The 26,406-nt window shown below is 64.6% G+C and carries 14 protein-coding genes and 1 pseudogene; 5 read left to right on the plus strand and 10 right to left on the minus strand.

Annotated elements, in window-relative coordinates; genetic code table 11:
• The 3 genes and pseudogenes from ACZYSP_RS28380 to ACZYSP_RS28390 all read right to left on the minus strand — a co-directional run.
• On the minus strand, positions 1-440 hold a 440-nt coding region (locus ACZYSP_RS28380), incomplete at its 3' end, for an ESPR domain-containing protein (RefSeq protein ID WP_489017863.1).
• 320 nt (positions 441-760) lie between these two features.
• Positions 761-1,329, minus strand: a pseudogene (locus ACZYSP_RS28385) (IS3 family transposase); the annotation flags it as partial.
• Between the two features lie 57 nt (positions 1,330-1,386).
• On the minus strand, positions 1,387-2,925 hold the full coding sequence (locus ACZYSP_RS28390) for an IS3 family transposase (RefSeq protein ID WP_093082927.1): 1,539 nt from the start codon (positions 2,923-2,925) through the stop codon (positions 1,387-1,389).
• Positions 2,926-3,173: 248 nt separating this feature from the next.
• Between ACZYSP_RS28390 and ACZYSP_RS28395 the strand changes: the two genes are divergently transcribed.
• Positions 3,174-6,176 (plus strand): transglycosylase domain-containing protein, encoded by a 3,003-nt coding sequence (locus ACZYSP_RS28395; RefSeq protein ID WP_093082930.1) that lies wholly within the window; start codon positions 3,174-3,176, stop codon positions 6,174-6,176.
• 430 nt (positions 6,177-6,606) lie between these two features.
• Here ACZYSP_RS28395 and ACZYSP_RS28400 read toward each other — a convergent pair whose 3' ends face one another.
• The 3 genes from ACZYSP_RS28400 to merR form a co-directional block, all read right to left on the minus strand.
• On the minus strand, positions 6,607-7,572 hold the full coding sequence (locus tag ACZYSP_RS28400; protein WP_143062672.1) for an IS5 family transposase: 966 nt from the start codon (positions 7,570-7,572) through the stop codon (positions 6,607-6,609).
• Positions 7,573-8,009: 437 nt separating this feature from the next.
• A complete protein-coding gene (locus ACZYSP_RS28405) occupies positions 8,010-8,258 on the minus strand; it encodes a hypothetical protein (RefSeq protein WP_093082936.1) in 249 nt (82 codons plus the stop codon).
• 346 nt (positions 8,259-8,604) lie between these two features.
• Complete coding sequence (gene merR / locus ACZYSP_RS28410) at positions 8,605-9,012, minus strand: mercury resistance transcriptional regulator MerR (RefSeq protein WP_093082938.1); 408 nt, start codon at positions 9,010-9,012, stop codon at positions 8,605-8,607.
• A 73-nt stretch (positions 9,013-9,085) separates the two neighbouring features.
• Here merR and ACZYSP_RS28415 point away from each other — a divergent pair, with 73 nt between their 5' ends.
• Positions 9,086-10,207 carry a hypothetical protein gene (locus tag ACZYSP_RS28415; RefSeq protein WP_143062671.1) on the plus strand — a complete coding sequence of 374 codons (1,122 nt, stop codon included), beginning with the start codon at positions 9,086-9,088 and terminating at the stop codon, positions 10,205-10,207.
• A 364-nt stretch (positions 10,208-10,571) separates the two neighbouring features.
• On the opposite strand, the gene ACZYSP_RS28420 is transcribed toward ACZYSP_RS28415, so the two are convergent.
• A complete protein-coding gene (locus ACZYSP_RS28420) occupies positions 10,572-11,072 on the minus strand; it encodes a helix-turn-helix domain-containing protein (protein WP_218149818.1) in 501 nt (166 codons plus the stop codon).
• Between the two features lie 527 nt (positions 11,073-11,599).
• Between ACZYSP_RS28420 and ACZYSP_RS28425 the strand changes: the two genes are divergently transcribed.
• Together ACZYSP_RS28425 and ACZYSP_RS28430 are read left to right on the plus strand one after the other, a co-directional pair.
• Entirely contained in the window at positions 11,600-13,090 is a 1,491-nt protein-coding gene (locus ACZYSP_RS28425; RefSeq protein WP_256217039.1) for a sensor domain-containing diguanylate cyclase, read from the plus strand.
• A 260-nt stretch (positions 13,091-13,350) separates the two neighbouring features.
• Complete coding sequence (locus tag ACZYSP_RS28430) at positions 13,351-16,683, plus strand: bifunctional diguanylate cyclase/phosphodiesterase (protein ID WP_489017867.1); 3,333 nt, start codon at positions 13,351-13,353, stop codon at positions 16,681-16,683.
• A 739-nt stretch (positions 16,684-17,422) separates the two neighbouring features.
• On the opposite strand, the gene ACZYSP_RS28435 is transcribed toward ACZYSP_RS28430, so the two are convergent.
• Positions 17,423-18,763: a hypothetical protein gene (locus ACZYSP_RS28435; RefSeq protein ID WP_093080454.1), complete on the minus strand. Its 1,341-nt coding sequence runs from the start codon at positions 18,761-18,763 to the stop codon at positions 17,423-17,425.
• Positions 18,764-19,283: 520 nt separating this feature from the next.
• On the opposite strand from ACZYSP_RS28435, the gene ACZYSP_RS28440 reads away from it, so the two are divergent.
• A complete protein-coding gene (locus ACZYSP_RS28440; protein WP_256216939.1) occupies positions 19,284-19,430 on the plus strand; it encodes a hypothetical protein in 147 nt (48 codons plus the stop codon).
• Here ACZYSP_RS28440 and ACZYSP_RS28445 read toward each other — a convergent pair.
• Complete coding sequence (locus ACZYSP_RS28445) at positions 19,396-24,561, minus strand: malto-oligosyltrehalose synthase (protein ID WP_093080451.1); 5,166 nt, start codon at positions 24,559-24,561, stop codon at positions 19,396-19,398. The two genes, ACZYSP_RS28440 and ACZYSP_RS28445, sit on opposite strands and share 35 nt — an antisense overlap.
• Entirely contained in the window at positions 24,551-26,392 is a 1,842-nt protein-coding gene (gene treZ, locus ACZYSP_RS28450; RefSeq protein WP_489017870.1) for a malto-oligosyltrehalose trehalohydrolase, read from the minus strand. The genes ACZYSP_RS28445 and treZ overlap by 11 nt, the downstream gene beginning before the upstream one ends.
• Between the last annotated feature and the right edge of the window lie 14 nt (positions 26,393-26,406).

Below are 26,406 nucleotides of genomic sequence, written 5' to 3' on the forward strand. Positions count from 1 at the left end.
ACATCCACCGAGGTGTTGTCAGCCGTGGCCGGTCCCGTCCCGACGGTCGTGCCTTGCGTTCCTCCCGCCGAACTGCAGGCGATGGCCGCACCCGTGGCCACGCAATCCGCCGCGGCCGGCATTGACATCGTGGCCAGAGCCAGTGTCACCGCTGCGCCTGCCGCGCCGGCAACGGCGTGTGCTTTCGAATGACCGCGCCCCAGTTCGGATGCAACGGTCCAGAGAGCGAGTGCGTCGTTCCAAACGACGCGGAATACCTTATTCATATCGTGAGTCCTGATGGTCGAGAGCGAATGGCGCACTGGCATGAACTGCGTGCGCGGCACGGGTGTGGCTGGTGCTGTGTGCCTGCCCGACCCGGGGGCGGACTCTAGTGCAACTGATTGCAAATTCGCTAAACAAAAGTTCGCGAATGCCCGGCGCAATTCGATTTCGGCCATGAACGCCAACTCGTTCACATTTGTTTGCTTTTATTGGCCTTGAAAATGGAATTCACTCGCTCATTTTCCATGGCAATCGCCTCGCGTCATCGAGGCGCGAACGAGAGCTTAAAGAGGCTCACGCCTCCGCCAGCCACATCGCCTTCATCGTTCTCGCAACCCCCCAGTACTGTTGATCTCCCCTTCGAAGTGCCCCAATTTTCCATGAGTCCTTGATCTGCATGCAGCACGCAACCTGCCTGATGAACAACGGCCGAAAGACATTGCGGCGGGTCAGCCCTCGATGGAAACTCGGATCAATCGAGTGCGGAAACTCACAGCCTGGCCAGCGAAGCCTGCAGCCGGCGGTAGCCATAGCAACGGTGGTTGCGCTCGAAGATGTCGGTGAGGGTTCGACGCACCTCGGCGTACTTGTCCGCAGCATCGAGCCGGGCTCGCTGGTAGAAATAGGAACTGCGTGCCAGGCCCACTCCGTCGAGCAGTTCCACGAGGGTGTATGTCTCAGGGCATCAACCAGCAACATCAATCGTCGGATGTCGCGTCGCAGGGCTTCGAGTTGGCGCTCCAGGTCCTCCCGTTCCGGGCCTGGCGGTAGATCGTGTTGGCGCTTCATGGATGCTGGGACCTCACGGTCGACTAGCTGGTTCTTCCAGTACAACGTTGGCCTGCACACGCCCAGCTCTTGGGCCACGGCTTGTGCACTCTCCTGGCGCGTGCACAACCCGATGACAGCTGCCTGCTTCATCGCTGGCGGCCGCGCTATCGCGTTAGATCGACCGACAATGCGCACGTGCAGCTCGGGGTGCGATTCGTGAATCCAGGAACGCAGCGATTCGCGTACCGGATAGCCCAACGCCTTGATGGTGAATGCAATGCAGCGTCCATGATTGTCCGCGCCGAAGTAGAACTGAGCCACCGGGGGTGCGGATAAAAACTTGGACTGGTTTTATGCCGCAAGTCCAAGACTCACCCTGTATTCGATCGGGCTGAGGGCCCCCAGGGAGATCTTGATCCGCTTCTCGTTGTACCAGCGGATGTACGAGTCGACCATTTCAATGAACTGCTCGATGGTCGTGCCCTTCCAGTCCCGAGGATAGAACAGTTCGTTCTTGAGGCGACCGAAGAAGCCTTCGCGAGCCGCATTGTCCGGAGAACAGGCCTTGCGGGACATCGAGCGGATGAGGTTGGCATCGCTCATTCTCGATAGCCAGCCTGGCCAGCGGTAGTGGCCGCCGCGGTCGGAGTGGACCACAGGCCGGTCAGCGGTGTCCGTCACCGTCTCGATGGCTGCATCCAGCATGGTGTTAACCAGCTCAGCATCCGGGCTCGTGCCAATGGTCCAGCTCACTACCATCCCGTCGAAGCAATCGATGATCGGCGACAGGTAAACCTTGCCGGCGGGGATCTGGAACTCTGTGATGTCCGTGAGCCACTTCTCATTGGGTGCCGCAGCCTGGAAGTCGCGGTTGATGATGTTCTCTGGTGCTGGACTGATCTCCCCCAGGTACGAGGCGTATCTGCGCTTCTTGTGCATTGGAACAACCAGGCGCTCCTGCTTCATCAGCCGCTGCACCACCTTCTCCGAGATGTTGACCTGCTGCCTGGTCAAAGAGGCCTGCAGCCTGCGGTAGCCGTAGCAACGGTGGTTCGACTCGAAGATCTCGGTGATGGACTGACGCACTTCGAGGTACTTGTCACCCACCGCTGCGCGGGCCCGATGGTAGAAGTACGAGCTACGTGCAAGACCCAACTGTCCAAGGAGCTCTGGCAAGTCATAGTGCTCCTTGAGGGCGTCAATCAGCAGTGTCTTCTCCCGGTTGGACAGGAGCTGCAGATCGACGCCCAGGCCTTTTTTTAACAGTTCATTGGCCTTGTTCAAGAGGTCCTGCTCAAGGCGCAGTTGCCTGACTTCGCGGCGCAACGCCTCAACCTCGCGCTCGAGCTCGTCGCGCTCTTGAGCCCGCGGGGACTGATTGGTGTGTTTCATGGATGCGGGTGCCTCACGTCCCAGAAGCTGGTTCTTCCAGTTGTACAACGTCGGCCTGCTCACGCCAAGCTTCTGAGCAACCACCTGCGCACTTCCCTCACGAGTGCACAGTTCGAGGACCGCCAGCTTCTTCAGTTGCGGCGGCCGAGGTGCACTGACGGCCCTGCCGACAACGCGCTGCCGGGAGTCGGGGTCCAGTTCATCAATCCAGGCACGCAGCAAATCGCGGCACGGATAGCCCAACGCCTTGACCGTGAAGGCGATGCAGCGCCCGTGCTCGGCGTAGTGTTTGACAGCCTGCTCCTTCTGAATTTGAGAATACTTCGGCTTCGAGCGCACGTAGCCGGACGACAGGTCCAGGCGCCCCTCGTACTCCTCATGCCAGCTCTTCAAAGAGTTCTTCGTTGGATAGCCCAACTGGCGGATAGTCGCCCCGGTGCGCTTGCCCAGCTTGATGTAGAGCGTGACCGCTCGGATGCGGTCTTCGTATGAATACATGAACTACCTCCAGGTAGTCCAAGTTTTCGTCCGCACCCCCATTGGCTCAGTTTCCGGTCGGCGCCAACACTGGTCGATGCGCCAGTAGAGCTCGATCACCTCGGCGTTGGCCACCCCGGGCCACGCGGTGCCCTGAGGCTGGATCGCCGGGCGGCCTCCCGGCCTCGTCATGCCCAACCCAAACGGCCGCGAAAGGTGCATCATCGTGGTGGACGAACCCACGGTGCAGACTGTTCGCGAGGCAGAGCATGGCATGGTTCAAGAAGCTTTTCTGGGTCGGCGCTGGTCTCGCCGTGGGGGGTGCGTTTGCCGTATTCGTGGTGGACGAATTGAAGACCTCCCGGCTGCAATCGGCCCTGTGGCGCGACCTCGCCAACGATGCCCGCTTCAGCGTCGACGCCGGTGCCAGCGATGCCATCCGCTTCCCTCACACCGGGCCTTATGACGAGCGGCTGGGCTACCACGATCTGCCCCACTACATCGAGCGCCTGCAGCCCCAGGGCTATGTCGTCACCCGCCAAGCCCGCATGTCGCCGCGGCTGATCGAGCTGCAGGAGTACGGGCTCTACGCGCCCTACCGCGAGAAAAACCAGGCCGGCCTGACGGTGCGCGACTGCCGCAATGCGGCGCTGCTGCACTCGCGGGTGCCCAAGCGGGCGTACGAGCGCTTCGAGGAGGTGCCGCCGCTGCTGGTGAGCGCCCTGCTGTTCGTCGAAGACCGCCACCTGCTGGACGCGGAGCCGCCGCAGCGCAACCCCGCGCTCGATCCGGAACGCTTTGCCAAGGCGGCGCTCGAGCAGGCGTTGCGGGCGGTCAGCCTGGGCCAGTCGGCAACGGGCGGCAGCACGCTGGCCACGCAGATCGAGAAGTACCGACATTCGCCGCAAGGCCGCACCGGGTCGGTAGGCGACAAGCTGCGCCAGATGGCATCGGCCTCGCTGCGCGCCTACCAGGACGGCGAGGACACGCAGGCGCGGCGCCGCCAGATCGTCGTCGACTACCTCGACACGGTGCCCTTGGCCGCACGCCCGGGCATGGGCGAGGTGCACGGCCTGGGCGACGGCCTGTGGGCCTGGTACGGGCGCGATTTCGGCGAGGTCAACCGCCTGCTCGCCGACAACGCGGAAGAAGCAGCAGCGCCCACCGACGAAGCGCTCCGACAGCAGGCCGAGGCCTTCAAGCAGGCGCTGTCGCTGATGATCGCGCAGCGCCGCCCATCGCAGCACCTGCTCGGCGACGGCGCAGGCCTGGCGCGGCTGACCGAGAGCTACCTGCGGCTGATGGCCGAGGCGGGCCTGATCACGCCCGCGCTGCGCGATGCGGCGCTGCCGCTGCCCTTGCACCTGCAGCCCCCACTGCCGCCCACGCCCCGCCCGGACTTCGTGCAGCGCAAGGCCGCGAGCGCGCTGCGCACCCACATCTCCACGCTGCTCGACGTGCCGCGTGCCTACGACCTGGAGCGCCTGGACCTCGACGCCGAAACCAGCCTGGACGGAGAGGCGCAGGCGCTGGTGGCGCGGGTGCTGGCCGGCCTGCGGACGCCCGCCGCGGCGAAGGCGGCAGGGCTGTACGGCTCCCACCTGCTCGACCCTGGTGCGGACCCGAGCCCGTTGATCTACAGCTTCACGCTGTTCGAGCGCAGCGCCGGAGCGAACTTGCTGCGCGTTCAGGCCGACAACATCGACCAGCCGTTCGACGTGAACCAGGGCGCGCGGCTGGACCTGGGCTCGACGGCCAAGCTGCGCACGCTGGTGAGCTACCTCGAGCTGGTGGCTGAGCTGCACGCGGGCTGGGCTGACTTGAGCACGGCCCAGTTGTCGGCGCTGGCGCCGAGCCCGCGCGACCCGCTGGGCGCGTGGGCGAAGCAGTACCTCCTGCGCGCCAAGGATCGCAGCCTTGCCCCGATGCTCGAAGCGGCGATGGAGCGCAAGTATTCGGCGAACCCGGGCGAGTCTTTTTTTACCGGCGGCGGCATGCATCAGTTCGCGAACTTCGAGCGCTCGAGCAACGGCAGTTCGATGACGGTGCGGGAGGGCTTCAAGCATTCGGTCAACCTGGTGTTCATCCGCCTGATGCGCGACCTGGTGCGCCACCGCATGTTCGGCGGCGCGTCTGACGCCGAGCGCCTGCTGAAGGACCCCTCCGCGCCGGGCCGGCGCGAGTTGCTCGCACGCTTTGCGGACCGCGAAGGCTCGGCCTTTCTCATCCGCTTCCACCGCAAGTACCAGCGCCAGTCGACCGCGGGCGCCGAAGCGCTGCTGTTGCGCGGCCTGAGGCCGTCGGCGCCGCGCCTGGCGAGCGTGCTGTTCACGATCGAGCCCGAGGCCAGCGACGAACGGCTCGACGCGCTTCTGGTGCAGCGGCTGGGCCGCGGCGCCGACTCGCCGCGCGCACTGGGAGCGCTGCGCAAAACCTACGCCGGCCTGTCGCTCGCCGATCGCGGCTATGTCGCGCGCGTGCATCCGCTGGAGCTCTGGCTGGTCGGTTACCTGCGGCGCCACCCGGGCGCCTCGCTGACCGAGGTGCTGGCCGCGAGCGCGAGCGAACGCCAGGAGGTCTACGCCTGGCTCTTCAAGACGCGCCACAAGAGCGCGCAGGACAAGCGCGTGCGCGAGCTGATCGAGCTCGACGCCTTCGCGCAGATTCATCGCTCGTGGCAGCGCGTGGGTTACCCATTCGCATCGCTGACGCCGTCGTACGCGAGCGCGATCGGCGCTTCGGGCGACCGGCCGGCCGCGCTGGCGGAGCTGATGGGCATCATCGCGAACGACGGCGTGCGGCTGCCCACGCAACGGGTCGGTGCACTGCACTTCGGGCGCGACACGCCCTACGAGACACGGCTGGAGCCACACAACGCGAGCGCTGAACGGGTGCTGCCCGCCGAGCTGACCGCGACGCTGCGGCGCGCGCTGGTCGGGGTGGTGAACGACGGCACGGCACGGCGTCTGAAGGGCGCACTGGTGGACGAGAACGGCCGCGCGATCGAGATCGGCGGCAAGACCGGCACCGGCGACCATCGCTACGAGCAAACCGGCCGCGGCGGACGGGTGATCTCGGAACGCAAGATCGACCGCTCGGCCACCTTCGTGTTCATGATCGGCGACCGCTACTTCGGCACCATCATGGCCTACGTGCACGAGCCCTATGCCGCTCGCTATCGGTTCACGAGCGCGTTGCCGACCCAGCTTCTGAAGTCGGTGGGGCCGCAACTGCTGCTCGTGCTCCAGCGCAGCAGGTGCCCCAGGGAATGAACCGTCCCCCCAGGCCTTGGACACTGTTTTAGGTCATGCCAGCGCAGCAGCGTACTTCGTCCGGTAGTCGACAGGACGCAATCCTCCTGTCCCGAATTTGATTCGATCCATCTTGTAGTAGCGGATCCATTCGTGACCTACCAAAGTGCCACACGCATTGCCAAAGTCGACGATGCGTAACTCCGGCTAGTGAGTCCGGGCATATTTCAACCATTTCCACTCCGGGTGTTCTTTGCCATTAGTGTCTGAGACAGCGCATTGAAGTCCGAGACGACGCACTAAGGATGGTCTGCAGAACGCGATTTTCGATCGCGGCTAAATGAATCGCGTGATGGCGAGCCATTCAGACGATCAGCCCCGGCATCGATCTTCTGCGCCTGACACCCATCACGTGGGCTTGGTGGGCCCGATTCGAGTGCTGCAGACGCACTCACCCCTCGGTCTGCATCAACCGCCTGCGCGCCATCCACAGGTTCGACAGCGCAAACAGCGTGACGATCTGCGCGGTGTTCTTCATCAAACCTCGGTAGCGAACCTTCGTGAACCCGAACTGCTGCTTGATCACTCGGAACGGGTGCTCGACCTTGGCTCGGATGCTGGCCTTCATCTTCTCCACTCGCTCGGCCACGAACTCGGGTTCGATGAACGGATTCAGCCGCCTGCGTTTGCCTGGGCGCATCGCCACGTGCCAGGTCGGCCCCGCGGCCTCCGCTCGCTTGTGCACGCCCTGGTAGCCCGAGTCACCGAATGCTGCGTGTTCCTCGCCATGCAGGAGCACACCGGCGACGTTGATGTCGCTGACGTCCGCCGCTGTACCCACCACCGTATGCACCAGGCCTGATGCGGCATCGACGCCAATGTGCGCCTTCATGCCGAAGTACCACTGGTTGCCCTTCTTGACCTGATGCATCTCCGGGTCACGTTCACCTTCAGCATTCTTGGTCGAGCTGGGTGCCGCGATCAGCGTGGCGTCCACCGCCGTTCCCGTGCGCAGCATCAGGCCCTTGGCCTGCAGGATGTCATTGACCACGCGCAGCATGTCGACGGCCAAGTCATGAGCTTCCAGCAGGTGACGGAATCGCAGGATGGTGGTCTCGTCGGGCAGACGGCTCGCGCCATCACCCAGGCCAGCAAACTCCCGATACAGGGGCACGTCGTGCAGCGCCTCTTCCATGGCCGGGTCGCTCAGTCCGAACCATTGCTGCAGATAGTGAATGCGCAGCATCGTCTCGATGGCGACAGGCGGGCGGCCAGTCTTGGCTCGCGGGCTGTGTGGCTCGACGATCTGCACCAGCGCGCTCCATGGAACCACCCGATCCATTTCATCGAGGAACTCGCGCTTGCGCGTCTTCTTCGTCGACAGGTTCAGACCCAAGCCGAGCTGGCTCGGCGGCATTACGCGTTTGGCAATCATGGGTTCAGATCATGCAAGGCTCAGGCCTGTTTTGCAGACCATCCCTAGGAATCCAACCACCGAACGCACCTTCGTCCGCCGCTGCCCGTGGCCGTGGCCCGCTCGCGGTGATCGAGGAACAGCCATAGTTCTCGCCCGAAAGACGCATCTGACGCACCTCTTCCCTCGTTGTAGTTCGTTTAATTCTGCTACAAAGTGGTGCAATCGGAAAAGCGAGCAGCGCTTGAGTTTTGGCACCCTCAAGACACATGCGCGAGGGGCCATCGCCTTTTTGATGGTGATTCAGGCCAACGAACGATTACGGGTCGTGCGCTGATCCAAGTTGCTGCGAAGGCCTTGGTCGCTCTGGGAATGGAATGTATTGATGAGCCCAGGGAACCGTGGACCAGATGCGAACGGAATAAGCTTGGGACTGTGGGTCAGGACTGTGGATCGGGATCTCGGGAACTCGTCGCCTGCGATACAGCCGGCAGGTACTTTTCGTGTCTCAGCATCCAGATGCACGCGGCCACGCGCAGCAGTCTCTCGACGCGAGCATCGTAGGAGATGCTGCGCGGATCTTCCTCACCGATCATGGCGGCGATGCAGTCCAGCGCAGCGGCCGGCGTAAATCCGACACCCGCGCGTGCCATGCTGACCGTCGTCGCCAAAACCTCTGTTCGATCCATCCCAGCCTCTCAGAAACCGGATTGCATGCACCCGCTTTTATTAACACTTTTATTTTAAATCACTGGCGCCGAGCTTGATCGCCGGATATCCCGCCGCAAAAACACGCTCAAGGAAACCATCACAGTGAGCACGCCCGACCAGAACCTCCTCATCACAAGATCGGCAGGCAGTGCTGGCACCTGATCCCAAGCAAATGCATCCTGGAGCGCCGTCCGATCACATGGAGCTCCGAGTGTGGGCACGGCATACTGAGTGTGCGGCCATCGAATCTCATCCGAATGCAGCATCCGGTTGCACCAGTCGCCCGTCCCGGTTCGGGCCCGAGACATCACGCGACCGGCGCTGCTATCGCTGCAGGGACACGATCAGGGGACATGGCGCTGCTTCGCGCCTTTCGCCGCAATCCCGGACCAACGCGGCCAATGTCGCCTCGATACGGCGCAGGTCCGCCAGCTTGGTCCTGACATCGACCAGTTTCTGTTGCGCCAGGTCACGCACGTCACGGCAGTGCGTGCCATCCTCCAGTTCGAGCAGGTGAGCCACCTCGCCGAGGCTGAATCCCAAGCGCTGCGCGGACTTGATGAATCGCACGCGCGCAACGTCCGCTTCGCCGTAGCGGCGGATGCTGCCGCTACCGAGCTTGTCCGGCGTCGGCAGCAGTCCCTTGCGTTGGTAGAACCGGATCGTCTCCACATTCACGCCCGCCGACGCGGCAAAGCCGCCGATGCTGAGATTGTCGCTTTTACTGCTCATCACTGTTGACTGCGTACTGCAGTACGGAGCTTAGGATCGTAAGCACAAACCCGTCGCATAACAAACAGCAACCGTGTTCCCACCGCAGATCGTCCAGCCCGCGTCAGTTCTTTGCGGCGAAGCGTACGAATCGCTCTTCCTGCTCAAATTTGACGAGCGCGGATTCAACCTTCGAAACCATGGTGAGAGCGAAGGCCATACCAATTTGCATTGGCCGCTGTGCGAGGCGATCGGCACCGAACCACGGGCGACCGCGCGGCGATATCCGGTCATTGCCGACTTCGATGCCAACGAATGCGTCGGGATAGAAATCGAAGCACTGACGCCTGCCATGGCAGCGACACGCGGCGATGAGGAAAGTTGGCCCATGCGGGTCGTGACCTCTCACCGTGATGCCGCTGTCGTGTACTCGGTGTTTCTGCGGCTGAACGCCGCAGGGGTCACGCGCGTTGCGGATTTTTCCAGTTGTCTCGAGGCGGTAGACTATGCGAGCGCCATCATGGCGCAGTCATGGAGCACAGGCCGTCGCTTACAGCGGGGCGGCACGATCTTCGATCTGCAATGCGTGGCCTGCGCCGAAGAGGAAGAGATGCTGTATCTGAGTCACAGTTCGCAACCCGGCATCCCAGCATGGGACAAGGACCCCGCGTCGGCATTGGTGTTCCACCGGCGCGCGACAGACCATCCTCCAGAGGTTTTGCAAGCGCTGCGCAGTAAGGCGCCCACGCACAAATGCTCGTGGCTGGCGTCCCAGGTGCTGTACTCGCGTACTGAGCAGTCGAGGCGTCCTGAAGCGGCTGGGATCCAGACAATGGAGGTTTTCATCGGGATGCCGACGGCGCTTGACCTGGACCCGTCGTTTGCAACGCTTCAGGTCAACCCCGAGTTTGTTGCCACGCTCTTGCGAATGCAGCGCCTGTGCGTGAACGCCTTGCTGTGCGAGATGCGCACGGAGACGACAGCGGTACGTTGGGGCTCGCGGGGTATCGGTGATGTTCCGAGAACGCAGCGCTGCGAACTGTTCGTGACGCCCACAACGATGCGTTTCGCACCCCCATCGTCAGATGCGAATCATCGCATCACCACCGTGACTTTGGATATCGCCGCGTTCGTGCGCGCGGTGCAGTCACATCGTTGCGAGGACGGGATTCTCGTGATCGACCTGCATGGGATTGCTACGTTGCGGGACGCCTGAGGTAGGCTAGCTTGCAGTTCGTCCAACGCGGCTTCTCGTGTAGGGCACTGCGTTAGGACAGGCGCGCATCGTGTACGGTGGTCGGCCTTCCCGGAGAACGTCCCGTCGGGCGCCTGCTTCAGTTCCAGCCAGCATGTCCACCCTTCAGGCAGGAACCCCGGCCGCTGGGGAGAATAGCGACGAGTCGCGCATGCACAGACAGGGCTGCAGATTCGTCTCGCCACGCCCTTGGTCTGGCGTCAACTGCACTGCCAGAGACGGAGACACTTCATTGAACTACTCTGAACTGTCGATTAAGTAGAAGGTTGCCCGTGCCTTCGCCATTTTTCATGTCGCTACTTGGAAGTGACCAGCGAAAGCTCGCTTAACGACCGCTTCGGGCGGAGGCTGTGTGAAAACACTTCGAGGAGTGGGACCAAGCGGAAATCACTTGGCTGAGCAACCGCTTCTTGGCTCGATCGTCCAATGCGCGATATGCTTCTAGTAGCAGTTGCTCATCAACCGACAGATCCTGTCGCAGTTGTTCGAACACCGCCTTCTGCACTGCGGCTCTGCCGGATTCCGGTGTCGTCGGAGCCGACGTTGGTATTCCGGTCAGCACATAAATCGCATCCAGCTTCAACTCCGGCTGAAGGCCGGCGAGGGCCAGCAGCTTGTCCTTGGGAAATGCGTTGCGCCGCTTTCGCTCGGAAAAAGCAGCCTTGCTCATGCCGAGGGCCTTGGCGACCTCTCCGTCGGCGGAAACGCCTAGCATCCGTTTCAGGCGCAGCAATTGCTGTTCGAACGCGTGCACTTCCATTCTTGGTGAGGTGGTCGGCGCTTGAACGAAGATCGATTCACTGGAATTCCTGGCGAGGTGCTGCACTTCATTCTCCTTCTTCGACGTCCTCGAGCCAGCCAACTGTACAGCGGCCGATGCGCGTCGACCCTACATAAGTGCCCGCCAGTGGCGATCCTCACGCGGTGCGTGCCCTTGCATGAGATTGATGAGGCACCCCGCCGATGCGTCTGTGCTTCCCTCCGGATTTCATGAGGAAGGTTTGCCCGCGCGCCGAGCGTTCACTGGCCTGCGCAAACTCGGAAGCAGCGATTTCTGTGCGCTGCTGCCGTGCTGCAATCCTCACCGCAGCACCTGCATGCCGGGTCCGCCGATGTCGACGGCCACGTGCGGCCCTGGGGGGTAGGGACTGCTAGCGAGCTGTGGCTCGGGAAAGTAGTGCCATCCACTTACGCCCCGCCCTCGTTCTGAACGGTGGACCAGCAGGCGCGAGACTCCTTCATTCACGGGACTCCAAATTGCCGTGAATGTGTCAAAGTCCGTTCATGGCCTTCTCACCGCAAAAGTAAGCAGTGCTGCGACGACCATCCATCACATCCAGGACGGTGGTCTTCGTGGCCATCGTGTGTTTGGGCTTGGTCGCGATAGATGGCTGGAACAGTTGGCAGTCTCGCCTGCTCCACCTGCGCCAGATGGGTGTGGCGACATCGAACCTCGCACAAGCCATGGCGCAGCAGGCAGACGATCAGATCCAGATGGCCGACACGGTGCTGGTCGGCCTCGTCGAGCGCATCGAATCGGATGGGACAGGGCCTGCCGAGGTCGCGAGGCTTCGCGACTTTCTCGCGCTACGCGTCGCGCAGCTTCCGCAGCTGGACGGGCTTCATATTTACGACGAGGCCGGCAACTGGGTTGCGAACTCCCGGCAGATCTGGCCGCAAAACCTGAACAACGCCGACAGAGAGTATTTCCAGTTCCATCGCGCCAATGTGAGCCGCGGGCCCCACGTCGGTGTGCCGGTGACGAGTCGAACCAACGGCCGGTCGCTGATTCCCATTTCGCGGCGCATCAACCATGCCGACGGCAGCTTTGCCGGGGTTGCACTCGCAACGATGAGGGTCGATTTCTTTGGGAAGTTTTACGACAGCCTCGATATCGGGCAGGCCGGCGCCTTGGGGCTGATACGCGAAGACGGAACGATGATCACCCGTCGGCCTTACAACCCCAGCGTGGTCGGGCGCGACATGCGCGGCAGCGACCTCTTTCAAGCCTACCGTTCGCAAGGACCGGTTGGAACAGCCTATATCCGGTCTGCGCAAGATGGGGTCCTGCGACTCAACAGCTTCCGACGCCTTTCCCACTATCCGCTGTTCGTCGCCGCTTCCCTTTCCAAGGAGGAGATCCTGGCCGACTGGTGGCGCGAAACGCTTTGGCATTCGGGAGGCGTCGTTCTTCTGGTGTTGGTCGTCGGTGCCGTCGGGTGGCGGCTGGTCAAGCAGTTCGAGCTGCAGATTCAAACGGAGGCGCAGCTGCGGCGGGCGCGAGATGCGTTGGAGACGCTGAACCAGACCCTCAATGCGCTCGCGATGGAAGACGGGCTGACCGGGCTTGCAAATCGCCGAAAGTTTGACGTCACTTTGGATACGGAATTCAGTCGTGCAATCCGGGAGGCGAGTACTCTGGCGCTGATCATGATCGATGTGGATTGCTTCAAGCAGTACAACGACATCTACGGCCACGCGGCGGGTGATGAATGCTTGCAAGTCATCGGGCGTACGGTTGCCGCTGTCGCTGCCAAGCGCCCAGGGGATCTGGCGGCTCGCTACGGCGGAGAGGAACTGGCGGTACTGCTGCCTGACACCGACGTACAGAGCGCGGTCCTCCTGGCGGAGCGGATTCGCAATGCAGTGCGCGATCTGAAGATCGCGCATGCGGGTGTGGCGAACGGCTTCGTGACGCTCAGCGCTGGTGTGGAGGCGCTCAGGCCTTCCACGTCGAGCGGACAGTCGAAGGAACTGATCGAAGCGGCCGACAAGGCCCTCTATCAGGCCAAGATCGAAGGTCGTGATCGCGTGTGTGCTGCGGCGCATCCGCCAGCTTCCTGAATAGCGCACCTGCGAGTTGGAACGCCTTCGCGCGAACCGATCAGAGCCGATGATGGTCCCCTCCAGGAGGAACCGCTTGCCGTTTGTTCCCTGGAGCGCAAGCATCACCCTGTTTGAATCAATCCTTATTACTTAATTCTGAATGAATCGTCCGAGTCAGACCTTGGCATCCTCGTGACGAATTCCGTGACGCTCCTGCGCTGCCTCTATATATTGCGGCAACGATGTAATGGCCTGAGCCAACAACTGGGGCAAGTCCAATGTCAGTGTCCATCTGGGTCAAGGTTCGCCTGCCGTTGGCGATTCTTGTGCTGGGCGTCGCGATCTCGATCGCGCTCGGTGTCTCTGTCCATCAGGAGATTGGGCGCAGCGCACGGATGCGCTTCGACGCCAACGCCCTCGACTTGGCGAGAAAAATCGAGGACCGCTTCGACGACTATGTCGCCGTCCTGACCGGGCTGCGGGCGCGGTTCAATACCCCTGAGGCCGTGACGCGAAGCGATTTCAGGAATTACGTCGCGGGGCTGAACCTGGCGAGCGCGTACCCCGGGTTTCAGGCTGCCACCTATGCACCCCTCGTTAGTGCCGACGAGAAGGGCGCTTTCGAGGCGCAGGTCCGCCGCGATGCGAGCCTCGGAGTCGGCGTGGCCTCCACTTTTGCCATCAAGCCATCCGGCGAGCGGGACATCTACTATCCGCTGCTCTATATCGAACCCCAGGCCGGCAACGAGATGCTGCTGGGCAACGACCTGGGCGCAATGCCTGATCGGGGGAATGCGCTCGAGCAGGGGCGCGACACTGGCGGGCTCGTCACCTCGGGTCGCAAGGTCCGCATTCCGGGGCGCGAGGCTGACATCGGATTGGCGATGCGGCTGCCGGTCTATCGCCCACAAACGCCGCTCGATACGCTCGAGCAGCGGCGCCGCGCCTACATGGGCTCGGTGGGTACAGGCCTGAGCATCGCCGGGATGCTGCGCGATGTGGTCAGCCCCGATCGCTCCCGGATGCTGCGATTGCGCCTTGCCGATGCCGGACCGGGCAAAGCGGCGATCGGAACGCGCGTCGAGGTCAGGTTTGTGACGCCCACGGCTTTCGACGAGCAGCAGTTGCTGTTCGACAGCGCCGCCCTGGTGAAGCCCGCAGTTGCGCTCGCCACGCCCGGGCACAGCCTCAGGCGCATGCTCGGCTTCGAGTTGGGTGGCCATTCCTGGCTTGTCGAGGTCGAGCAAGACGAAAGCGAGGTCTTCGGCCCGCTCGACAAGGCCATCCCGTGGTTCGTCGTTCTCGGCGGCCTGGCCACCAGCACGCTGCTCGCGGCCATCGTCTTTTCGCTGACCACCTCGCGCAGCCGGGCCCAGGTCCTTGCAACCGAGATGACCGGCCACCTGCGCGTCAGCGAACGGCAGTGGAAGGACGCTCAGCACCTGGCCAACCTGGGCGGCTGGACCCTCGATCCCGAGACCGGCGCCCTCGAATGCTCCGAGGAAGCCCGGCGCATCCTGGGCTTCGCGGACGATCCCTCGCCACCGAACCTGTACGCGCTGCTCTCGCGTGTGCCGGCCTCGGAGCGCGCCGCAGTCCACCAGCAGATCACATGGGCCTGCGAGTCTACGCAGCGAAGCGAATTCGAGCACCGCCTGCGTCTGCCGGACGGCACCGAGCGCTGGCTCCACGTCATCGCGCAGTCGGGAGAACACGGGGGAAAGAAGCTGGTGCGCGGCACGGTGCGCGATGCCACGCGGCCGCGCAAGGATGCGTTGCGGCAGAAGCTCGAATACAAGGTCGCGCGGCTGCTGGCCGGCGACGGCAGGACCGAGACGGTGATCGCGCTGGCGCTGGAGGCGATATGCACCGAGCTGCGCTGGGACTGCGGCGCGCTGTGGAGTGCCAGCGAGGACGGCCTGGTTCGTTGCGACGCCGTCTGGCATGCGGAAGACAAGGGGCCTGCGCTGACGCAGTTCGCCGGCGACAGCCGGTCGCGCCAATACCGGCCCGACGAAGGTTCGTTGGGTCGCGCCTTGGGCATCGGCGGCGTCGTGCGCATCGATACGCAGGCCTCGCCAGCCCATTTCGCTCGCGATGCGATGGCCCGTGAGGCGGGGCTGATCACTGGCCTCATCGTGCCGATGGCCTCTGCCGATGCGACCACAGCGCTGGAACTCTTTGGCTCCGATCCGTCCGTTGCCGACACGGAGACGTTGGAGTCGCTGCGTGTGATCGCCTTGCAGATCGCTCAGTACAGGCAGCGCAAGCTGGCCGAGCACAGCCTTCGCTTCATGGCCAGCCACGACGAACTGACGGGGCTGCTCAATCGCTCCGCGCTGCAAAGCGAGCTCGATCGCGCCATCAAGCGCAGCAACCGCAGCCAGAAGCAGTTCGCCGTGATGTTCGTCGACCTGGACCGCTTCAAGCACATCAACGACACGCTGGGCCACAGCGTGGGCGACGAGATGATCAAGGGCTGCGGCCGGCGCCTCATGGCGCTGCTGCGCAATACCGATGTCGTGACGCGCTTCGGCGGCGACGAGTTCGTCCTGTTGCTGGAGGACCTGGACAGCGCGAACGGCGCCGCCGTGGTCGCCGAACGGGTTCTCGAGCGGTGCGCCGAGCCCTTCGTCATCGAGGGGCGCGAGTTGCAGGTCACCGCCAGCGTGGGCGTGAGCATCTATCCGGAGAACGGCGGGGATGCCGAAACGCTTTTGAAGAACGCCGACACCGCGATGTACCGCGCCAAGGAGAAGGGTCGCAACACCTACCGCTTCTACGCGGCGAAGATGAATGCGCAGAGCACCGAACAGCTGATGCTGGAAAGCGCGCTGCGCCATGCCCTGGATCGTGGCGAGTTGGAGATGTACTACCAGCCGAAGATGAACCTGCAGACTCAGCGCATCGTCGGCGTCGAGGCGCTGATGCGCTGGCACCATCCGATTCTGGGGATGATTCCGCCGGTGCAGTTCATCCCGATCGCCGAGGAGCTCGGCCTGATCGTGTCGATGGGCAAATGGGCGCTGGAGAAAGCCTGCGCCGACGCGCTCGCATGGCAGAAGCACGGCCTGCCGGAGGTGTTGACCAGCGTCAACCTGTCGCCGCGCCAGTTCGAAAGTCGCACACTCATCGCCGACATAAAGGCCGTTCTGGAGTCCTCGGGCCTCGATCCGTCGCTGCTGGAGTTGGAGATCACTGAGAGCGCGATGATGGCAGACCCCGAACACGCGGTGACGTTGCTGCGGACCATCCGCGACATGGGCGTGGGCCTCGCCATCGACGACTTCGGGACGGGATACTCCTCGCTGTCGTACCTGAAGCACTTTCCGCTGTCGACGGTCAAAATCGACCGAGCCTTCATCAACGACCTTTCGCAGGATGCGGACGCGCGCGCGCTCATCGACGGGATCATCACGCTCGCCCACGGGCTGCGGATGAAGGTGGTGGCCGAGGGCGTGGAGACGCCCGTCCAGTTCAACTACCTGCACAGCCGCGGATGCGACGAAGCACAGGGCTACTGGCTGTGCAAGCCAGTGCCTGCCGACGAGGCACGGGATTTCATGGCGCGTCACATGCGCAATCGGATTGTTCCGTCGGTGGTGGCCTAAGGGCAGGCACTCGGGGCGTGAATGGAACCCGCGTTGCAAGCTACGGCCGGTGCGCAAGATGACGTCCCGAAGCGATCCGCGGATGCAGACGCCGAGCGAATTCTCTATAGCAGTGAACTCGGCCTCGGTGGAGGGGCCCACCATTGAACCTCGCCGCTGTCACGCAGTTGCGCCCGCCACTCAAGGCGCGTGATCCGTGTGCCGATGCGAGAGGAGAAGGTCTCCATATGCTCAAGCAGCCAGCACACGCTGCTGCAGTTGCTGAGCGGCGAGGGGAAGCTGCAATCCATCGTCGCAGCTTCGTTTGACGAAAACGAATCCGTGTTCAGGGAGGCGACGGCCACCTTCAACCTCCTGCACCCGTACTCGTAGTCGCCGAACCTGGCTCATTGGAAAAAAGATCGAATCTGTCAAATCCGGTGCACACAAAGTGCACACGAGCATCTCTAAGTATTTGATTTTTCTCAGGTTTCCGATTTATCCATCATCGGGGCGACCGAGATGGTTTTCTCTTTTAAATTCAATGGCTTAGCGTTGTCACTCATACACTTGGAACCCCGCCAACCGTTCGAAGACCAGGGATCCGACCTCGCTCGCCGGTCCTGTCAGCATCTGCACGGGCATCGGCTACATCAAGCCGGTAGTTTCTCACGCGGCAACGATTCAGGGGATTCGTGCGCGACAGGAGATCGCTGCCCTCGGGCAGGCGGATGAAGTAGTCCGCCTGCCCGCCGACCGGCTAGAAGTTCTTCACCGTGTCCAGTTGAGCCTGGGTCAGGCCCCGCTGGTACGCGAAGTTGGTCCGGAAATTATTGGCAATGTCCGCAAGCTGCGTATCCACTTCGGTCGCCCTTGCCGTGATGTCCGTGGCAACGAGGCCCGTGTCCGTGCCCGACATCACCAGGAAGTTCATCAGCGTGACGCTGCCGCCTGCCGGGACCGAAATGTTGAACTGGAATAGCACGTCATCGGTCCCGGCTCCAACGCCAAGTGCCGTGTCGGACCTGTAGTTGACGACATCCGCAGTGCCGAATGCAAAACCGACATCCCGATCTCCGACATTTCCACTGTTCGACTTGTAGTCCCACGTGCTCAGCGCTTTCTGGGTTGCGCCCGGCGTGGGGTAGATGATGCCCAAGCTGTCGGAGCCGAGGTTGGTCGCGTAGGACACCACGGCATCGATAGGCGCGGCGGTGGTATTGCGGAAGACATCGGTCATGCGCGCCCACAGCAGGTTGGGTTGCGTATAGAACGTGCGCTGCACCTCGAGTCCGTTGAAGGTTCTCACGCCAGTGCGCACGTTCTGCACGATCTTCGAGGCCGAAACCGTCCAGCCCGTGCCTGCGGCTTCGAAGTCGCCATTGACGACGAATTCCGTGTTGGCACCGTCCTTGACGGACACGTTGTCAATGGCCGAACCGCTAACCCATACCCGCTGCTCGAACGACAGCACCACGGTCTGGCCGACAAACGCTGCCAGCGAGGCCGAGCCCCACGTTCCGGAAACCCCATTGAGATCGACCTTGAAGAGCGTCGCCAACAGCGCGCCCGCCGTATCGCGCACAACCACCTGGCCGAACTGGCCCGGATCCGACATCGGAGCAGCGGCATTGCCTGGACTGGGAACTCCATCCCAGACCAGCGAGATCCCGGGTCCGACGGCACTGCCAAGGTTCAAGGTCTGCTGGAGACGAACCTCGGCGCCCGCGTGCAGATAGGCGTACCCACCTGTGGTTTGCAGGAAATTGGTATCCGAGGTGAAGGTCACCGCCTTGACGCCGTCCGAAGGCCCCATCTCCGGGCCCAGTGCGGTCAGTTCCGCGTAGGTCTGGTCTGAAGGGAATCCGGCCTGCACGCCGCCGACGTCCACGAGCAGATGCAAGGTCCCGTCGAACTGGTCGTCACCTCCATCCTCGATCGAGAAGTCCTCATTCAGGTCCCAGATATTGGCCTGTCCGGGCGCGATGGAACGATCACCATCGGTCGCGGCAACGGTTTGCAGGAACGCCGTGCCGGCCGGCAGGGACGTCGGCGTTGCAAGCTCGGGTGCCGTAGGTACGACAGGGCCGGGATCGGGCACCGGCGCTGGCACAGGAGGCGCCACCTCGGGTGCAGGAGCGGGCGGCGCACTCGCAATCGGGGGAAACGCAAACCCACCACTGCTTCCCCCGCCTCCTCCGCACCCGGCCAACACTGCCGCGCCCACCATCGTGAGCGAAAACTTTCTACGGTCCATTACTTTTCCTAGGTGATTTTTTGGAATGTCCCAAGCAGTCCTCGGCTTCCGGATTTCGGGCCTTGCCGATCAGACGTGATCACGCGAGCCCGGAAATGCAACAGCAATCAGGCCTCACGTAATCAAAGACATCTGGGCGAAAAGCATTCGTCCCGACACCGCCAGATGGAGGAGATCGACGTCGGTCGATCAGCTACGGCAGCTTGGCTGTGCACGCAAAAGTGCACAGATTTGATTGAATCGATTTACTTCTCTCTAGGCATCACCCGAAATAGTGATATCGGTGACATGTAAATGCGGTAGGCCACCGGCGCTGCCAAGTTGATGGCGCGAGGCGAGTCAGGGCTGGCTCTCCGGCCGCACAGTGTGGGGCTCCGACTGGCCGCACACGAGCTTCGCGCCTGACGCCTTGCCGGACTATGCGAGCGTCTGGGAGCCGGTCGCTCGCGTCATCGACGCCGCCCAGCAGGTGCAGATCATGCGTATTTCTCCCGCGGCGCTGTACGGCTGAAGACAGCCCATGGCATCCATCGCAGTGCGTCGTCCAGGCGAATAGCCCCCTCCCCGACCGACAGCGACTCTCCAGTCAGCAGGTTCTCGAGCATCACTGAGCGAACGCCTGCGGGAAGACACACCGTCGTGCCCTTCCATCTCGTCGCCTCAGGAAGCGCCGGAATCGCATCCTCATCCGCGCTGCGGCGCGAGAGATCGACGAACAACCGCCCCGCCACAACCACGAGCACCTGATCCTCATGCCTGCGCGCAAAGGCCACGACGTGCCTCGACAGCGGCCCCTCGACCGCCAGCGGCTCGTAGCTTCCTTCGCTGAACAGCAAAGGCTGCTCCCGCCGCAACGACAGCAGGCGCCAGATGAACCAGAGCTTGGCGCGGCCGTCGTGCGGCGCCTCGACCATCGAGCGCACCCGCGATGCCAGGCCAACCCCTTCCTGGCCAACCATTGCCCTCAGCGCGGCCAGCCGCCGCTGGCGCAGGGCGTAGTCCACCGGGCGCCGGTTGTCCGGATCGACCAGGCTCAGCTCGATGAGCTCGCTGCCCTGGTAGAGATCGGGCACACCGGGCGAGCTGTATTTCAGCAGCGTGAGCGTGAGGCTGTTCCATGCGCCGAACCATGACAGCGTGTCAGCCAGCCGCTGGATGTCCGCAAGGCACTCGCCCTTTTCCGGATCGGCCAGCAGCTCGCGCACGAAACGCTCGAGCGCGGCCTCGTAGTCCGCATCGGGCTGGGACCATCGCGTGCGCAACTTGGCCTCGCGGGCGGCCTTCTGCATGTATTGCCAGATGCGGCCGCTGTAGCCCGGCGCGGTGCCGGCGTCGAGCCCACCCAGAGGCAGGGTGCCGAGCAGCGTCTGGTACAGCAGGTATTCGTCGGCACGCGACGGCGCCTCGCCGCCGGCCAGCTTCTTCCGCGTGCCGCGGCACAGGCCATGCCAGCGCGTCAGCGCCAGCACCCACTCGTTGGGCATTTCGGACAGCACGTCGATCCGGTTGCGAACGTCTTCCGACCGCTTGTTGTCGTGCGTCGAAGTCGCCAGCATGGTGTGGGGCCAGCGCAGCGCGCGGTCGGCGCTCGCCGCGTGGAATGCGTCGACCTCGATGCCGAACAGGTCCGGCTCGCCGCCCACCTCGTTGAGCGAGCTGAGCGGAAAGTAGCGGTAGAAAGCCGTGTCTTCCACGCCCTTCGCCGCCACCGGCGCGCTGAACTGCTGGAAGCGCAATGCGAAGCGGCGCACCCGTTCGCCCAGCGCCGGCGAAGCGGAGGCAACCGCCTCCCCCCGCAGCGCACACCGCACGAAATCGAAGATCGACCGGTCGGCATCCCCGCTCTGCCGGGCGGCTTCGTCGACGGCCTCGTCGATGAAGCGCGCGTCCTGTTCCGACGGCCGTTCGACGATGTAGGTCCGGTAGACCGGCATGCACGCACCGACATCCGCCAGCGCGCGGCGCAGCGCATTGAGCGTGTAGTCGCGCGTGCTGCGGTGGGCCCTTGCGATGCGCAGCAGCTCGGTCGACAGCACGTTCAGCTCCGACGCGAGCGCATTGCGCATCACCTCGCGCCGGCCGGCACGCGACACCGAGGCGAAGTCTTCCATCTCGCCGGTGAAGCGTTGCCACGCGTGCACCACGCTCGCCTCGGCCGCGGTGTCGACCAGCACGCCGTTTGCCACGTTCGCAAAGCGATAGCCGGTGGTGCCGTGCACATGCCAGCTCTCGGGCACTTCCTCGTGCGCGCCGGCGATCTTCTCGGCCACCACGTACAGGGGCCGCGCGGGCCGCCCCTGCGCGTCGTGCGTGGGCAGCACCAGTCCGGCGCGTCGCGCATAGCCTTCCTGCAGCTTGCGGAAGTACTCGGCCGGGTCGTAGAGCCCGTCGGGGTGGTCGATGCGCAGGCCGTCCACCACGCCGGATGCGGCGAGGTCCAGCGCGAACGACTGCGTGGCCTCGAACACCTCCTCGCGCTCCATGCGCACGGCCGCGAGATCGTTGATGTCGAAGAAGCGCCGATAGTTGATCTCGTCCGCCGCCACCCGCCAGTGCGCGAGCCGGTACGCCTGCAGCTCGATGAGCTTGTGCAGTGCGTCGCGCGCTTCCGGCAATGCGAGGTTCAGTTCCGCCACCGACGCCACGAGCGCCTGTGCCACCGAAGGATGGCGCTGTGCCAGCCGCGCCAGCCGGGCCTTGAGCAATTCCTTGTCGCGTACGCGTTCTGCCTGTTCTTGCGCAGAGGCCGTGCCGCGCCCCGGCAGATGACCGAAAGCCGTCGACAGGCTCGCCAGCCGCCCCGACGCCGCTGCATCGCCCAGCCGCGCCAGCGCCCGTTCGAGCACCATGGGATAGCTCTCGGGCGCCAGCGGAAACCGGTGGTCGTAGTAGCCGATGGCAAAGCTGCCGCTCGCGTCCTCGAAGCGCAAGATCAGTTCGCCGTTCTCCAGCGCCTCGCCGTAGTGCACGCCCAGCACGGGCAGCAGCACCTTGCCGGTCAGCTCGACGTTGAGTGGCTGCCAGTCGATGTCGAAGTGCTGCGCGAACAGCGATGCGGGTCCGTTCTCCAGCACGTCCATCCACCACGCGTTGTCGGCGCCGAACACGCCCATGTGGTTGGGCACCATGTCCAGCAGCTGCCCGAGGCCGTTGGCCTTCAGCGCCGCGACGAAGCGCGCAAAGCCTTCCTCGCCACCGAGTTCGGGGTTGATCTCCGCATGCGCCACCACGTCGTAGCCGTGCATGCTGCCCGCGCGGGCGCGCTGGATCGGCGAGCAGTACACATGGCTCACGCCGAGCTTCGCGAGATACGGCAGCACACGGATCGCGTCGTCGAAGCCGAAGTCCTTGTGGAACTGCAGCCGGTAGGTGGCGCGAGGCACGCGAGTCGTCAGACCCGGCGATGCACTCCGCCCGGCCGATTCGACCTGGCGCGGCCGCGCCGCACGCAGGGCCTCGCCCAGCCCGCGCATGCGCTCGCCGCCGGCCAGCGCCGCAACCGGCTCAGGCAGCTTGCGCCGCCAGTTCGGATGCTCGTCCACCGTGCCGGGCATGTTGGCCTGCGCCACCACGCCCGCCACGTCCTCCAGCTGCACCATCATCAGCGCCGACGGTGCAGCCGCCAGAAAGGCGTGCGCCGCCTCCACGATGCGCGCGGACGGCATTGCGAGCCCGGCCGCCTGCGCCACTTCCTCGCGCAACAGCAGGCCCGCCTGCTGCAAGGCCTGCATCAACTCGATGCGCTCCTGCGCCCGGTCCATCAGCTGCTTGTCGAAAATCGCCGGATCGGGAAACAGGCCCAGCGCGAGCCGCTCGCGCAGGTCGTCGGCCGTCCACCAGCCAGCGAAGGTCGCGAGGTCGTGCGTGCTGATCGCGACCAGGGCGGCCGGCGGATAGGCTGCGGGCTGCGTGAAACGGCCATCGCGCTGCTTCTCGAAATACAGCAGCCGGTAAGACAGCACGTCGGCCTGCGCCAGCGCATCGCGCACCGTATCTTCGACCGTGCCGAGATCCTCGCCCACGACCATGCAGCGGTGGCGGTGGCTCTCGATCGCCACGATGGCGAGCATCTCGTCGAGCGGGTAGTAGACGTACGCACCCTCGCGCGCACCGCGGCCCTGCGGAATCCAGAACAGGCGCATGAGGCCCATCACGTGGTCGATGCGCAGCGCACCGGCGCCGCGCATGCCCGCGCGCAGCGTTTCGATGAAGAAGCGATAGCCATCGGTGCGCAGGCGGTCAGGGCGCAGCGGCGGCAGGCCCCAGCCTTGCCCGGCGGGGTTGAACTCGTCCGGCGGCGCGCCGACGCTGGCGCCTTCCGCAAACACCTCCTGCGCGCCCCAGGTGTCGGAGCCGGCGCGGTCGACCGACACCGCCAGGTCCACGTACAGGCCGACACCCATGCCGAGCGCATCGCAGCGCGCGGCCGCCCGTGCCAGTTGCCGGGTGGCCAGCCACTGGAGGTACTGGTGGAACTGCACGCGCTGCGCGTGCGCCACGGCGAATGCGGTCACCTCGGCGGAATCCGGATTCCTGTAGGCGACCGGCCATGCATGCCAGTCCCACGCGCCGCCTTCGGCTGCAAGAAAGTGCGCCTGCAGTGCTTCGAAAAGAGCGTGCTGCCGCAACGCCTCGCCGCGCTCCGCGACGAAGGCCAGAAACTCCCTGCCCGCCTCGTCGGGCGCGCCCTCCGGAGGCAGGTGCCGCGCGCAGAAGTGGCCGAAGAGCAATTCGAGCACTTCGAACTTCGCCGCGGCCACGCCCGCGTAATCCACCAGCTGCGTTGCACGCAGCGCGGCGAGCCGCGCCTGGAAGTCGGGCGAATGCACCCGCTCGCGGGCCGGGTCGCAGTCTGCAAAGCCATCCACCGCTTCCACGTCGATGTAGAGCACGTCGAGCTGCTGGCGCGACGACGGGCTGTACGGGCTCGCATTCGACGGCGTGCTCGCGAACAGCGCGTGTAGTGGGTTCAGGCCGATGATGTCCGCGCCCTGCGCTGCCATGCGCACGGCGAGTTCTTCCAGATCGCTGAAGTCGCCGATGCCCCAGTTTCGCGGCGAGCGCAGGCTGTAGAGCTGCACTGCCGCGCCCCAGACGCGACCGCCATCGCGCACTGCGGGCGGCCGGTAGCAGCGGCCGGGCGTTGCAAGAACCAGCGTCTCGCCACGCAGGCCTTCGATGCGCAACCGGTGGTAGCCCGCTTCGAGCGCCAGCGGCATTGGCAGAACGCGCTCGCACAGCCAGATGCCGTCGATGTCGATGCGGCCGGTCTCGGGCAACTCCTCGGCATCGGCCTCGCCTTGCAGTTCACGCCCCTGCTCTTCACCGAGCTGCCAGCGCAGCCGCCGCATGGACGCCGGCAGCCGCAACGACACAGACCACGCAGCGCTGCCGGCCTGCACGACCCGCACCGGCGGCAGCGCCTGTGCCCAGCGCGCGCGGTGTGCGGCCTCCAATGCGCGCCCCGCGTCGGCCGCGCCATCGAGCCGCACGCCGAACTCGGCCAGCAGCGCGATCAGGCTTTCAGCGGAAGCCTCGCGCCGCGCGCCGAAGGCATCGAAATAACCGGTGGCGATGCCGAAGTGCGCGCACAGCCGCCCGAGATCGCCCGTCACAGGGCCGCGGCCTGCTTCATCCGCCATGCAGCGCTTCCAGCGTCACGCGCACTGCGCCGCGCGCCAGGTGGTGCAACGCGCCCTCACGGCCGGTCGTCGCCCCGTCGCTGTAGACCACCTCGCCGGGTGGCGCCGTAGCGCCCTCCACAGGCTGCGCCCCGAAATGAGCGAGCAGATGCAAGCGCGCCGACTCCATGTCCCACTGCACCTGGAGCATGTCGTTCTCGCACCGGTAGACACCCGCGCCCGCCATGCCGGCCAGGCGCGGCACGATCAGGCGATGACGCAGGTCCAGCAGCTGCTGCACCTCGCTGAGCCTCGAAAAATGCGCGCGTGTCCCGCGCTCGCGCCAGCGCAGCTTCGACGCCAGGAAGGTCGCTTCGTCATTCGGGTCCGGAATGCGCGCGCGAGCGGCTTCGTCCGCGAACATCGCGAACCCGCCGAATTCCGCTCGCCGCCCTTCGGACACCGCCGCCGCAAGCTCCGGCCCGAAGTCGCAGAAATACTGGAAAGGCGTGGAGGCCGCGAACTCGTCGCCCATGAACAGCATCGGCACGTGCGGCGACAGCAGCAGGCAGGCCAGCGCCGCGCGCACCAGCACCGGATCGCCGAGCGCGTGAATGCGCTCGCCGAAGGCGCGGTTGCCGACCTGGTCGTGCGTCTGCAGGAAGGACACGAACGCCTGCGGCGGCAACCGCGTGCTCGGCTCGCCGCGCCGCTCGCCATGCCTGAAAGCCGACGGCTGCCCCTGGTAGATGAAGCCCTCGGCCAGCGCGCAGGCGAAGCGGCACACCGGGTCGTCGGCATAGTCGGCGTAGTAGCCATCGCGCTCGCCGGTGGCCAGCACGTGCACCGCGTGGTGCAGGTCGTCGTTCCACTGCGCCGTGCCGGCCACGGGCATGCCGCGGCCGTCGCGCATCAGCATCGAGGCCTGGTTGGCGTCGTTCTCCAGCACCAGGTGAACGTGGCGCTCGCGGGCCGGCCCGGCATCGAGCGCCTCGCGGATCTCGTTCACGATGTGCGGCCGCGTCTCGTCGTGAATGGCATGAATCGCATCCATGCGCAGGCCGTCGAAGCGAAACTCCTCCACCCAGTAGAGCGCGTTGTGAATGAAAAAGTCGCGCACCGCGCGCGAGCCCGGCCCGTCGAAGTTGATCGCAGCGCCCCACGGCGTCTGGTGTCCGGGGTTGAAGAACTCGGGGCAGTACGCATGCAGGTAGTTGCCTTCCGGCCCGAAGTGGTTGTAGACCACGTCGATCAGCACCATCAGCCCCAGCGAATGCGCCGCGTCGACCAGCGCCTTGAGTTCGTCGGGTGCGCCGTACGAGGCGTCGGGCGCAAACGGCAGCACGCCGTCGTAGCCCCAGTTGCGCTGCCCGGGAAAGTCTGCGAGCGGCATGAGTTCGATGGCGGTGATGCCGAGCTCGGCAAGTTCGCCCAGCCGTTCGCGCGCGGCGCTGAAGCTCCCCTCTTCGGTGAAGGTGCCGACGTGCAGCTCGTAGACCACCGCTTCTTCCCAGGGGCGGCCGCGCCATGCGCCGTCGGTCCACTCGAAGCGCTGCGGGTCGATGACCACGCTCGGGCCGTGCACGTCCTCGGGGTTGAAGCGCGACGCCGGGTCGGGCACGCGCGTGCCGTCGGGCAGCCGGTAGCGGTAGCTGTCGCCATGCCCCACCCCGGGCACGGCCAGGCGATGCCAGCCCTTGCCGTCGCGCGTCATCGGCTGCGACGAGGTTTCGCCGGCCACCGCGTGGTGTTCGAGCATGACGATTTCCGCCGACGGGGCCCAGAGCGCGAAGTCCGCGCCATCGGCATGCACCGTGGCGCCGAACGGCATGCGATGTACATGCGTGCTCATTGGCGAACCTCCGT

This window comes from Variovorax sp. F042 (assembly GCF_057814215.1).

Bases quoted from the DNA above. Each gene is read 5' to 3' on its own strand.
- ACZYSP_RS28390 (WP_093082927.1), bottom strand. From the start codon at position 2,925: ATGTATTCATACGAAGACCGCATCCGAGCGGTCACGCTCTACATCAAG.
- ACZYSP_RS28395 (WP_093082930.1), top strand. From the start codon at position 3,174: ATGGCATGGTTCAAGAAGCTTTTCTGGGTCGGCGCTGGTCTCGCCGTG.
- ACZYSP_RS28400 (WP_143062672.1), bottom strand. From the start codon at position 7,572: ATGCCGCCGAGCCAGCTCGGCTTGGGTCTGAACCTGTCGACGAAGAAG.
- ACZYSP_RS28405 (WP_093082936.1), bottom strand. From the start codon at position 8,258: ATGGATCGAACAGAGGTTTTGGCGACGACGGTCAGCATGGCACGCGCG.
- merR (WP_093082938.1), bottom strand. From the start codon at position 9,012: ATGAGCAGTAAAAGCGACAATCTCAGCATCGGCGGCTTTGCCGCGTCG.
- ACZYSP_RS28430 (WP_489017867.1), top strand. From the start codon at position 13,351: ATGTCAGTGTCCATCTGGGTCAAGGTTCGCCTGCCGTTGGCGATTCTT.
- ACZYSP_RS28445 (WP_093080451.1), bottom strand. From the start codon at position 24,561: ATGGCGGATGAAGCAGGCCGCGGCCCTGTGACGGGCGATCTCGGGCGG.
- treZ (WP_489017870.1), bottom strand. From the start codon at position 26,392: ATGAGCACGCATGTACATCGCATGCCGTTCGGCGCCACGGTGCATGCC.